The organism is Streptomyces sp. NPDC002573, assembly GCF_042889625.1.
In the GTDB taxonomy this organism is placed as follows: Bacteria; Actinomycetota; Actinomycetes; order Streptomycetales; family Streptomycetaceae; genus Streptomyces; species Streptomyces gibsoniae.
Genome location: NZ_JBIARC010000129.1, coordinates 1 through 12,114, shown reverse-complemented (window position 1 = coordinate 12,114; position 12,114 = coordinate 1). Strand labels below are relative to the sequence as shown.

The window sequence follows — 12,114 nt, the reverse complement described above, 5'->3', positions numbered from 1 at the left end:
CTCCTTGATCGACCGGGCCGCATCGGTGCGGCCACCTTTCACTTGTCCGTCCGCAGCCGACGGTTCCATGCTCCTTTTGCTGTTCTGCGTTTTCTTCAGCTCCGTCTCGGCCAGCTTGCGCAGCCTCGCGCGGGCACGCGAAAGGCGTGAGCGGACCGTCCCGACGGGCACGTCCAAAGCCTGGGCCGCCTCTGCGTACCCGAGACCGGACCAAACACAGAGCGTGAACACCTCCCGCTCCGACTGTCGAAGTTGTGCCAAGGCGATCTGGGCAGCTGCCAATTGCTCGGCATCCGCCATTCGCCCGACCAGTTCCTCGGCGAAGTCCGGCACGGTCTCCCTTGCGGGCACGAGGGCCAGCGCACGGTCGTGCCGCCGGGCGGTGCGCGCAGTATTACGCAGCACATTCGTCGCGATGCCCATCAGCCAGGGCCGGGGGGTCTCTCCCTCGTCACGCAACCTTTCCCGAAGCCGCCACGCCTCCAGGAACGTCAGCGAGACGACGTCCTGGGCCACGGCCCAGTTGCCGGTCACCCGCACCGCGTGCCGATAGACCAGCTGGGCGTGATCCCGGAACATCTCCCTGAACGCCTCAGGATCCCCCGCCCGGATCCGGGCGTGCATAGAAAATTCCACATCCCGCCTTGTCCGGTCACCCCTGCAGAGTTCCGGTGACCTAAGTCACACTGCGGTGCTGTCTGGATGGAGATACCTTCCTCAGTCTGCGCAGGTGTACGCCGCCGACAACGGCCCCTGCTCCTGCCCCGGGGACGTGCGCGCTGACCATCTGCGTCGCCCTTCGCGACGTCGGGAGCATACGTCCAGGCAGCGGTATGCACTCAGGCGCGGAGTCTTACGGCCCGACAGCCGGAGGCTCGGCCACGGCGGCGGGCCAAGCGGAGCGCCCATGACGGGCCGAGCCACGTCGCGGCAGCTGCTGCTCTCCCCTCAGCCCATCTCCAGAGCATTTGCTCCGCTCACGCTGGTGCATCCGTGACGGCGACGGCACGGCGGCCCGGCCCCGCCGGCCCTTTTTCGCCCGGTAACCTCACCCGGTCCCGGCGCCACCTCTTCCGCCGCTGGCCCGTTCAACAGTGCTACGGCTGACTTCGCCGCTTCAAAGTGATGGCGGTGGGAGGTCGAGGGAGAGTCCGGTCCCGGCGACGAAGCCATCGAGGATGTCGGGGCGGTACTGCAGCCGTTTGAGTCGGTTGCGCACGAGCGCGGCGAGGCGGTCGAGGGCGACGCTGGAGAGGTTCCCGAGGCTGCGTTTCACCTGAGCCCACAGGTACTCGACCGCGTTCAGCTCTGGTGCGTACGCGGGAAGGGCGAACACCGTCAGCCAGTCGCGCGCGTCGATCAGGTCGCGCATGGCGTGGGAGACGTGGGTGTTCAGCCGGTCCCATACGAGCACGATCGGCGCCTTGACCAGCTGGTGCATCCCGTCGATCAGCCCGATGTAGTCGTGCTCGGACAGGCAGCGGCGGTTGCGTTTGCGCCCGGTGTGCAGCCGCAGCCGGTGGCACAGCCGGGTCCGTGAGCCAGGGCGCATCGCGATCAGCCCGGCGACGGAAACCCTTCCGGATCGGTGGCCGCTCACCTTCACGACCGGGGTGATGCCGCGGCGTCCCCAGGTGCGTCCGGTCGGCGGCCTGCGGGTGAGTCCTGCTTCGTCCTCGAAACAGATCCATCCCTGGCAGGCCGCCCTCGTGGTTTTACCTGTGCCCAGGTCGCCTCCCTCCAGGAGGCGATGGCCTGCTCGTCGCGTTCTGCGGTCCTGCGGGCGGGGAGTTGCGGGGTGAAGCCGAGCCGGCGCATCAGCCGAGTGGCCCCCGAGACGCTGTAGGAGACGTGGAACTTCCTGCCGATCAGCGTCGCCACCCGCGCGCCGGTCCAGACCTGGTCCTGGTCCCAGCCGTGCGCGGCTGGCCCCTCCTCCAGGTAGGCGGCCAGCTTCTCCCGGCACCGTGCCGAGAGCTTGCACCGCTGCCCGACCGGTCCGAGGGACGCCAGTGCCGCGGCCCCGCCGTCCCGCCAGGCCTTCTGCCATTGGTAGGCCGACTTCGGGCTGATTTGTAACCGGCGGGCCACCTCAGGTGGCCTGACCCCCTCGGCGAGCAGCCCGACAGCCTCCAACCGCACCCCCTCGCGACGCTGGCGGCCCTTCGCCGTCAGCCCGTCCCCATCCGCATAGCGCATACCAACGACATAGCGCACAGGTGACCAGCAGTCAGTAGCCCGAGCAGACAGTCACCTCAAAGCGCCGAAGTCAGTAATGGGCTGACCGGTGCCACCGGTGATCTGATCACGTTCGTTGACGTAAGCGGCGAGACCAGCGGCATCGGGGTAGGCGCCGTACTCCTGCGCGTACGCGAGCCAGGCGTCGTAGAAGTAGTCGGCCCATCCATCGTCCGCGTGCTGCGGAGCTTGGGGCTCAGTCCGATTCTCAGCTGAGGGTGTGTGACGCTGCTTGAGGAGTCGCAGCAGGAGTGCGAGTTGCTCGTCAGTCAGTGGCGCCAGCTGCAGTGGCGATGCCGTACTGGTCGCGGAGCCACAAAGCGAACTGCGCGCTCGTGGGCTCGATTCCGAAAGCGGCCATCCAGTCACCGCAGTCACCTTGCTTTAGATCAGCACCAGGAGGTGATCACTCGACGTGTTCGCGGCAGGTGTTCCTCGGGCGTCACGTAGCTGCGCAGGGACCGAGGACTACATCTGTCTACGCGTGCCTGGCCACACACGAGGCCTCCAGGCCGGTGCTGCGGTTCGTCGGTCGCCTCGGGCGCAATGAGGGGCCGAGGATCCGGGGCCCGCTGAGGCCTCCATGCAACTGTGAGTCCCACCTCGCAGAGGTGAGACTCACAGTCGGAGGTTCAGCGGTCGTTGCTGCCAACAGCGGCTCGCTGCCTTTGATGGTCGTTCAGGATCTGCAGCATCTTGTCGAACTCAGTGTCGTTCATCTTCCGGATGAGGTGCATGGCAAGGAAGGTGCCGTCGTCGTAAGGGAGCTGAGGCAGCGCGCGGGGATCCTGGGTAGCGGTGCCTACGTCGCCTGCCGCGCCGTCACTGCGCGGTTCCGGCACGGTGCCTGTACCTGAAGACGAAGGTTCCCTCTCCGCTGTATCGCCCCCGTCGGTCTGATCCAGTGTGGCCCCGCCATCTTCTATTACGTCGTAATAGCCGTCGGCGTCACCCGTCTCCTTGGATGAGTTTTCCTTCGGCCGCACACCGGGCTTGCGGACCTGCTTAGCCGCTTCCTTTCGGGCACGTTCGGCCTTCAGCTCATCCAGGGCTTCCTGCTGCTGGTCCGCGGGCTTGTTCCCGACAGCTCGCAGGAGGTCGATCGGCTCCTGCCCGATACGTTCTCGAAGTTCGGGCGTGAGGTTCAGGAGGGCTAGACGCTGTGACACCCAACCCTGGGAGCGGTGCAGTCGCTTGGCGAGAGCGGTCTGACTGCCGTAGATGGCCAACAGGCGTTGCAGCGCACGTGCCTCGTCAAGTTCCTCGAGGTCCTGGCGGTGGATGTTGGCGACGAGGGCGGACTCAAGGAGTTCCTCGGAGGTGTTGCCTTGGTCATCGCTCACCATGACCTTGACGTGGGTGAGTTCAGCTTCGCGGGCGGCGGCGAGGCGGCTGCTGCCGTCGATGACGACGTGGGTGGTGTCCGGTTCGAGGTCGGCTTCTCGGTCGGGGTTGGCTTTGATGTAGGCGTCGCGGTTCATGACCGTGATCGCCTGCTTCTGGCCGTGGGTTTTCAGGCTGCCGGCGAGATCGGTCAGATCGCCGAGGCTGGAACGAGGGTTGTCGGGGTTGAGACTGATGCGGTGCGTAGGGAGTTCGGAGGGTGGGGCGATGCCGTCGGTAGGGACGCCGGTGGCAGCAGCCACGGCCTGTCGGCGCGCGCTGACAGGGCGCGCTCCCGCACCGAAGCGGCCGGCGCCGAGCTGGTCAGCCTTGCTCATGCGATCTCCCGGGCCACTGCGCGCATGCCGATCGCCTGCTGTGATTTGGGGGCGTATGACAGCAGGGGCTGCTTCATCCGGACTGCTTCCTTCTGCTCCTTGAGATCGCCGATGAGACCGACCACGCGGGGGTCCTTTATGTCGACCCATCCCTGCAGCGAGGACGTGGCGATGAAGCCGCGGCGGGAGTCGTAGAGGTTGACGACGATGCCGAGGTAGTCGATGTCGACGTTCAGGTCACTGCGCAGGTCGTCGATCTGTGTGGTGAGCAAGTCGTATGCGTCGGCGGAACTGTCTTCGGCCTGGACGACGATCAGAGCGCCGGACTGACCGGGCGTTTCGCCGTCGCGGCGGCGGCCGTAGTAGGCGGCGGCGTCCATGCTGAGGCCGAGGCTCGGCGGGCAGTCGACGAGGATGACGTCATAGTCGGCTTCGAGCGGGGCGAGCGCACGCTCCAGGGCCGCTTCCCGTGCGCGTACAGCGGAAAGGCGTACGTCGAGAAGGAAGGCGTCGTTGCAGGCGGGCAGAAGGTGAAGTCGGCCGTCGAAGGTGTCTTCGTCGATGGAGACGATGAGGTCGTGTAGGTCGCCCTTGGGGTCGCCTGCCATGTGGTTGGTCAGGCTGTCGCCGTTCATCGACAGTGGTGAGGCCCCGAGCTGGTTCGTGAGGTGGCACTGGGGGTCGAAGTCGACGAGGAGAACCCGTAGGCCGAGGCCGGGGAGGTTCTCAATGTCGAGTGGGTCAGTGGCCGGCTCCGTGTCGGTGTGGGTCTCGCTGTCGCGAAGCGCCTTGGCGAGGGCCTTGGCGACTTGAACGGCGTGAAGGACGTTGGGGTCTTCAGCGAGGGCTTCACCAACGCCGGCCGTGATCGCTGTCTTGCCGACACCGCCCTTCTGATTGCAGACAATGATCCGGCGGGTGATGGCGGGGCGGTCGACGTCGGGGGCGGGGTTGGCGTCGAGCCACAGCTGGACGGACTGGGCCAAGCCTTGAATGAGGGAGACACGGCGGTCTGCAGTGATCTGCCGGAAGGCGTCCCATTGGCCAGTGGGGAGGAAGGTGGAGAAGGAGTCGGCGCCGGCGGTGTCGACAGTGTCGGTGGCGGAAGCGAGGTTGCACCAGTCGCTGATGCCCTGCTCGACGGCGGCCTGAATCTCGATGCCATGCTGCGCGGCTCTGACTTTGAGGTTCTGCCGGAGCCATCCCGGCAGTTTGGAGACGACCTTCTCGCGGTCGCTGGAGGTGGCTGGAGAACTCATGGAGGACACCTTACTAACGTTCTTGATCCTTTGAGGTACCGACACGTTAGTTAGGCGCGTCTGCTGTCGTAGGCCGCCGCAGCCCAAGGTCCTATTACGGCGTAATGGGCCTCACTCCCCCACGCCTGCAGGCCTCCCCTATTACGGCGTAATAGGCCGTCGTGCTCCACCTCGTACGGCAGTCTCCTCCCAGCGCCAGTGTCCGTTCTCAACGAAGCCAGGCTGGCCTGCGACGGCAGGATTCGTCGAGACAGATCTGCCCCGACGTGGCTTGCTGCGACGGTGAGGGCGGCCTCGCTGCTGTCTGAGGATGAGCTGCACGTTCGGCCTGAGCGTCACGCCGAACGGCTTCGCGATGCTGTGGGCTTGCTCGAGTTCGACCGCACTGGCCGGGACCTCAAGTACGACTGGCTGTTGCACGAGATTGCGATACGGGTCGCGTGCGGCCGCACCGGGCGATGCACCTGTGAGACGACGCCGAATCAGGGATGCCAGCAGCGGGCAGAGGGCTCAGCCCGGTCTGTCTGTTCAGGGACTGCCGACTCCGGAGTGGCAGTCGTAGTCCAAGAGGCCTCCCCGCCCGCCTGCGAACAGGACCCGGCCGTCGAGGCTCCATGTGCAGCGGCGCAGAGGCGTCTGTGCACATCTTGGTCAGCGCCTGTCTCGAAGCGCCGCCGCACACGTGCAGAGCTCCGTCGTCTCCCGCTGTGGCGAGCCGCTGACCGTGGAACGCCATAGCACCCTCCGTTGTTGCGGTGCCGAGTGACCTTCGGCTGGGCTTGCTGGCCGAGGGCACCTGGCGCGGTCTCATCTGCCAGCCAGCCATGTGGGTGGCACCGCGAAACCCTTGGTTGCCTGGACGCCGTCCCTCACGGCGATCTATTACGACGTAATAGCGTGGGCCCGTCCCTTCAAGGGGAGGATCACGTGACGGAGCGCTGCCCCTCGGGACGACCTCCACCCCGACGGTCAGCGGCTCGGATGACAAGCTCATCTGCTCCCAAGTTCACTGCAAACGGAGACATATGCCGCGCTCCCCCGCCGTACGTGAGCCCCAGCGCTCCCTATTACGGCGTAATAGGGAGACGTGCTCCACTCCGTACGGCAGCTCCAGCCGCAGCTCCCCCTCCTTCGGCCAGTCACCGGGGCCTCATGGGACTCATCCCGGGTGGAGCACCTGCCGGCCGCGTCACGGCTAGAAGAGGGCTCAGCGAACTGCCGGGCTGGCTGTTCAGGGATTGCCAACTCCGGGGTGGTACTCGTAGCCGAAGAGACCTCCCCGCCCGCCCGCGAACAGCACTCGGCCGTCGGAGCTCCACGTACAGCAGCGCAGGGGGGTATCGGTGCGCATCATGGTCAGCACCTGTCTCGAAGCGCCGTTCCAAACACGCAGGGTTCCGTCATCTCCCGCTGTGGCAAGCCGCTCCCCGTGGAACGCAATAGCGTTGACGCGCCCGTCGTGACCCGTGAGCGCGCCTTGCGCAACTCCACGGTGGGCATCCCAGAGGTGGACCGCTCCCCTGTCGTTGATCGTGGCGAGCGTGGTCCCGAGCCCGCTGACCGCTATCGCGCGGACCCCTCGGGCGATGTCATGGGTGAAGGACCGCTGAAGGGCCCCCGTGATCGGGTCGCACACGAAGATGGCGCCTTGATCGTTGGCAGTCACGAGGAGAGACCCGTCCAAGGTAAAGGCCATCGCTCGCACATTCCGGAATCCCCAGCGGTTCATCGCGCGTTGGACGTTGCCCATGTCCGGGTCCCACAGTTCGATACCCCGGTCGCTGGCGACGGCGAGGATGGTCCCTGCGGGATGAAAGGCGACCGCCCTCACGCCGCGGATGCTGTCGTCCGTGAACGGGTGGGCGGGTGCACCTGTGAGGGGGGACCAGACCCACATCTGCCCGTCGTCCCCGACAGTGGCGAGCATGGTTGCGTCGGGACGGAAGGCCAGCGTCCATGCCCCTCTGAGGTAGTTGGTGAGAGTGTGTCGTTGTGATCCTGTCTGTGGGTCCCACAGCCGTACATGCCCGTCGTCGTCTGCCGTGGCGAGCATGCCTGCGGCGATGACCACCTGGTGCACTCCTGTGGCATCTCCCGTGAGCGGGCTGGCTGCGGGGTCACGAAGCCGCACGGCACGGTCGGATCCCGCGGCGGCCAGGAGCGTGCCATCCGAGCTGAACACGAGAGTGTTGAGGTAACCCTCGTGACCGGTCAGGGTGCGTATCTGCACGCCGGACACCGGATCCCACAGTCGTACGGCGTGATCGAATCCCGCAGACGCCAGCAGCGAGCCATCGGCGTTGAAGGTCACGGTGTTCACGTAGCCCTGGTGTCCGGTCAGGGTGCGGACGGCCTCCCCGGTAGCTGGATCCCACAGCCGTACCTGCCGGTCGTCGCCGGCCGTGGCGAGCAGTCGGCCATCAGGGCTGAAGGCCATCGTGCGAGTTCCGTGGACATCTTCAGAGAAGGGACGAAGGGAGCTCCGGGTGGCTCTGTCCCAGAGACGTACCCTCCCGCTGTCAGGGGCGGTAGCGAGCAAGGTGCTGTCCGGGCTGAAGGTAATCGCCCTGACCCTGCCATGGTTGAGGAGGAAGAAGTCCGGCAGCCTTTCTCCGGTGGCTGGGTCCCAAAGCCATACGTGTCCGTCGTCGGACAGTGCGGCCAGCGCTCCGCCATCGGGACTGAACACCAGGGCATGGACCTGGCCTGATGCCAGGGTACGCACGACAGCGCCTGTGGCCGGGTTCCACAACCTCACCGGACCATGGCCGCCGGCGGTTGCAAGCAGGGCGCCGTCCCGGCTGAAGGCGACCGCCCGCACCGGGGATTCGGTGGTGAGCGTGCGGGGTGAAGAGCCCGTGATCGGGTTCCAGAACCGCACCCGCCCGTCATCTCCTCCGGACACAAGCAGGCTGCCGTCTGGACTGAAGGCCATCGCGCGCACTTCGCCACCGCGGCTGGCGAGGGTTCGGACGAGAGAGGGGTCGGGCAGGTCAGGGGGCGGCCACCGGTTGGCCAGAGTGGAGTGCAGGGCAACGTACGGCTGGCCGTTCCAGTGCGGCAGATTGCCCAGCCGGCTGCGGAGTACCGAGTCGAGAGCGTGCGGGGGGTCGGTGGGGGAGAGGAGGTGGGCAGCGCGGGCGATGTCCGTGGCAAGCTCGCGGGCCGGTGCCGTGTTGATCAGGTCGAGGTCACGCCAGGGTGCGGTTGGTCCACGCTGACGCAGGCGTTCTCGCACCCATCGCGAGTCACTGGCCACCGCCTCTGCTTCCATTGTGCAGCCGGCGTCGAGAAGGTGCTCGATCAGGTGGTCTTGGAGATAACCGTTGGCCGTCTGCCACCAGGCTGCCCGGGCACCCGTGGTGTCGGTGGCCGGCAAGGTAGCCGCTACGGCGTCGAGCAGACCCGCGTTGACGGCGCTTGCGCCGTCGGCGAGTTCGGCGCGCAGGTAGTCGCGTACGACGTCATGCAGAGCGACGGTGCCGCCGGTGATGGAGCCGTCGAGCGCAAGCAGCGACAGCTCAGCCATCTGCATACACAAGGCTCGTGCCTCGGAGTCGGTGAGACCGCCGGTTGCGTTCCACAGCAGAACAATCAAGGGAAGGGGAATCGCTTCATCCTCGGCGAAGATTCCAAGTTCGGCGAAGCGCCGGGCGCCGTCACGCGGCAACAGGTCGGTGGCCGCTTGAATGCTGGCCCGGACCGCGGTGTTTCTTCGAGTCGGATCGTCCAGGTCCAAGGCCGCATCGGGGTCGGCGCCGGCCGGCCCGAGGGCACGTAGGCGATCGAGCATGGCCTGGGCGGCCGTAGCGGCAGGTACTCCGGTGGCCGCCTGGACGGCAATCAGCTGATTGACGAGCCGCAGCAACAGAGCCCAGCGGCCGGTCGCCTTGATCAAGGCATCAACAAGCGGCTCCGGCAGCGTCGTGTCCAGGCGGTACGTGAGGACAGCGCGGGCCTGGTCTGGTGACATGCGGTCCACAACTGCCCGGAAGCACTGGGGTGGCAGCACCGCGGGTCTGCGGGTCGTCACCAACCGCACGCACTGCTCGTCGGCGCCGCGCAGGAAGGGCTCGAGTTGCTCCGTCTCCCACACGTCATCGATCACCAACAGCGTGGGTGGGCGCTGGGCCAGCAGGCGGCCGAGGTGGTCACCGGCCCGGCCAGGATCGTCGCCGGACTCGAAGGTGTCACCTGTGATGAAGCGAGTTGCCTCAGCCACCTTCGCCGCGATCGCCGCCCGGCCCCGTACGTTGCGTCCGACAGTGACGATGTAGACGCGACCGCGGAAGGCCCGGCGAGTCGTCGGGTGCGCGCACACCATGTGCGCCAACGTCGTCTTTCCGAAGCCTCCCGCCCCGTGCAGCCCAGTGGTGATACCCACGGTGGCGTTGCTGGCCTGTCCGCCAAGCCGAGGTCTCAGTCCTCTCCCCGCCCCACCTTGCGCGCACACCGCGGTGACGATCTGCTCGGCCTCACTTCGGTCGACCACCCACTCGGGTATCGCCGGTGGGGGAGGGGGAGGCGGGTCCTCCGCTATCCCACTGACGTTGGGGCCGTACACCAAGGAGATCAGCAGCGCGGCGATGCCGGCACCGCCACCCAGGACACTCGCCATCGGATTGGCGGCGTTCCAGCCTCCACGCAGCGCCGTCACCAAAAGCCACACTCCTGCGGCGACACATAATGCGACCGCAGCCTGTCCTGCTCGGCGCCCCGGGTTCACCATGTTGGAAAGCATGGCCATCATCTGTTCCGGACATGCCGTTACCGGCGCCCTGACGCCGAACTGGAAGGTTGCGCGACCAACTCCCCGCGCGAAGGAGGGCCAACGCCTCCACTTCGTGAAGCGGAGACAGCCGGCGCCTTGTTGCGGTGCCGCCTGGCCTTCGGCTGAGACTTGTGGTCGGGGACGTCTCGCGCGGCCTCATCCGCCAGCCAGGTACGCGGATGACACCGCGATGCCCTTGGTTGCCTGGACGCCGCCCTGACGGAAGCCTATTACGACGTAATAGCTGCGGCCCATCTCTTCAAGGGGAGGACCACGTGACAAAGCCCGGCTCCTCGGGACGGCCTCCGTCCCGACAGCCAGCGGCTCGGGGGACAGGTTCAGCTGCGGCCGCGTAGGCGTGCCGAGCACTGTCGGTCGTCGTCCTTGGGCTGTCGCAGTGCACGGTCTAAAAGCCCGGCGAGGCCGCGCAGACCGTAGGTCCTGCGCCGGCTGAACCATGTCGGTCGGGGCGTCTTCCCGGGCTTCGACCACCTCCCGGCTAGGGGTGATCTCAAACAGCCGTCGACGACCTGGACGCTGCCCCTCACGGTTGAGGCTATTACGACGTAATAGCGTGGGCCCACCTCCTCAAAGGAGAGATCACTTGACCAAGCGCTGCTCCTCGCGACGACCTTTGTCCCGGCGGTCAGTGGCTCGGGTGACGAGTTCAGCTGCGGCCGCGTAGGCAAGTCGAGCGTCGTCGGTCATCGTCACTGGCCGTGCGGCCGTTCGCTTGACTCTCCTCAGTTCGCGGATCACCGCCTCGACATAGATCCCAAGGCTGACTACTTGCGTAGCGGTCTGGCAGTCAGGTACCACCTCTGCGATCTGGTCCAGCCAGAAGATGACATCCTCGTCATCGGACAAGCCGTCGCGATGCTGGAGCAGGCGTTGCGCAACCGGCACGAGCAGTTCATGGCGGTTCGCCGCCTCCTCCTGTGCTCGACGCTCAGCAGCGGCGCGGGCTGCAGCCTTCCGCTCGGCTTCGAGGACGGCTTCGGGCGTGCGACGTACAGGACGGTCACCGCAGTCGGGGTCGGTGAGAGCGGCAGCGCGAAGGCGCGCTGCCTTGTTGTACGCCGCGCTCGGGACTCTCACGGCAAGTGCAGGCGCCAGGTCGGCCCATTCGGCGTGCGCGGCGCGGGCCTGCTCGATGGCCTTGGCCTGATGCACATCGGCCTGCTCGCGGAGGTACTCCCACAGCTTCACGCGGATGATCGCGGAGTTGCGCCGCGCCTCCTCACTCTTGAGTGCGCCTGCGTTGAACTCGAGGTACAGCAGGGCTCCGAAGAGTTCCTCGTCGGCCGGCATCCGGTCGAGGTTCGTGTCCTCGGCTCGCTCGTGCAGGTGGCGCAGCTCGCCAACGAGGGCTGCTGTGTCGAGGCTTCCGATCCGAACGGGCGACTTGACCAGCGGCTTTGTGGAGACAGGAGGCTTTCGAATGGCGCGCGGCATGACGACCAGTGTGCCAACTAAGGCGATTCACATTCTGTGAATCGCTTGAACCTGGAGACTCTGCTCGCGTAGGCGACCGTACAAAGTGACTCCCGTCCCGATGAGACTGAGCACGCGTCAGCCAAATCGCTTGGAAGGGCGGTGGCACGGGCGAAATACGCATCCAGGATGAGCGCCGCGTCCTTGCCGGCCGAACGTCGGTCCTCCGGCGCCTTCGGCCGAGGGCGACGACGGTGCAACGCATCGTCGGGATACGGTTCCCCGTCTCTCGGCAGTGGCTCTTGCGGGGTCAGCCGATGCAACCGTAGGGCGTACTCGAAGAGTGGTGTCCGTGCTCCGGGCAGTCCTGTCCCGGTCGTCTCGCTCATCGGCGGACGGAGGACTCGATTCTCTTGATCAGGGCCCGGAGCATGCCACGGCAGCCCTCGACGCAACAAGCCCTCGACGCGGTGGCTCGTTGCATCAAACACAACAGCCAGGCGTCACACGTCGAAGGCTTGGGGTCGACGGGTTCCTCGGGCAGCATCGAGCAGGCTTGGATCGAACTCCTAAAGCGGGTGTACCCCTGAAAGGTTGAGCAATGCTCAAGACCTGTGGATCGGTTCCGGGGAGGCACGCGGAGGGCGTACCTTCCCGAATGATCCTTTGATGGTCACCGAGTAGGCCCGCG

Annotated in this window: 7 protein-coding genes; all 7 read right to left on the bottom strand. The window is 66.5% G+C overall.

Annotation, left to right across the window (positions count from 1 at the left end; genetic code table 11):
• Positions 1–624 (bottom strand): RNA polymerase sigma factor (locus tag ACFYX0_RS44365; protein ID WP_388980641.1); only part of this gene is annotated, 624 nt, incomplete at its 3' end.
• 493 nt (positions 625–1,117) lie between these two features.
• The gene (locus tag ACFYX0_RS44360) at positions 1,118–1,687 is read right to left on the bottom strand and encodes a transposase (protein ID WP_388980644.1); all 570 of its coding nucleotides are present in this window, start codon (positions 1,685–1,687) and stop codon (positions 1,118–1,120) included.
• Positions 1,603–2,199 carry a winged helix-turn-helix domain-containing protein gene (locus tag ACFYX0_RS44355; protein ID WP_388980639.1) on the bottom strand — a complete coding sequence of 199 codons (597 nt, stop codon included), beginning with the start codon at positions 2,197–2,199 and terminating at the stop codon, positions 1,603–1,605. Before ACFYX0_RS44355 ends, ACFYX0_RS44360 begins: the two co-directional genes overlap by 85 nt.
• 671 nt (positions 2,200–2,870) lie before the next feature.
• A complete protein-coding gene (locus tag ACFYX0_RS44350) occupies positions 2,871–3,959 on the bottom strand; it encodes a ParB/RepB/Spo0J family partition protein (protein WP_355924508.1) in 1,089 nt (362 codons plus the stop codon).
• Entirely contained in the window at positions 3,956–5,218 is a 1,263-nt protein-coding gene (locus tag ACFYX0_RS44345) for a ParA family protein (RefSeq protein ID WP_355924510.1), read from the bottom strand. Before ACFYX0_RS44345 ends, ACFYX0_RS44350 begins: the two co-directional genes overlap by 4 nt.
• A 1,231-nt stretch (positions 5,219–6,449) precedes the next feature.
• Complete coding sequence (locus tag ACFYX0_RS44340; protein ID WP_388980636.1) at positions 6,450–9,875, bottom strand: NB-ARC domain-containing protein; 3,426 nt, start codon at positions 9,873–9,875, stop codon at positions 6,450–6,452.
• A 714-nt stretch (positions 9,876–10,589) separates the two neighbouring features.
• On the bottom strand, positions 10,590–11,444 hold the full coding sequence (locus ACFYX0_RS44335) for a hypothetical protein (RefSeq protein WP_388980633.1): 855 nt from the start codon (positions 11,442–11,444) through the stop codon (positions 10,590–10,592).
• Positions 11,445–12,114 lie beyond the last annotated feature (670 nt).

Excerpts from the sequence above, each read along its gene's own strand:
- ACFYX0_RS44335 (WP_388980633.1), bottom strand. The coding sequence starts at position 11,444 with ATGCCGCGCGCCATTCGAAAGCCTCCTGTCTCCACAAAGCCGCTGGTC.
- ACFYX0_RS44350 (WP_355924508.1), bottom strand. The coding sequence starts at position 3,959 with ATGAGCAAGGCTGACCAGCTCGGCGCCGGCCGCTTCGGTGCGGGAGCG.
- ACFYX0_RS44345 (WP_355924510.1), bottom strand. The coding sequence starts at position 5,218 with ATGAGTTCTCCAGCCACCTCCAGCGACCGCGAGAAGGTCGTCTCCAAA.
- ACFYX0_RS44355 (WP_388980639.1), bottom strand. The coding sequence starts at position 2,199 with ATGCGCTATGCGGATGGGGACGGGCTGACGGCGAAGGGCCGCCAGCGT.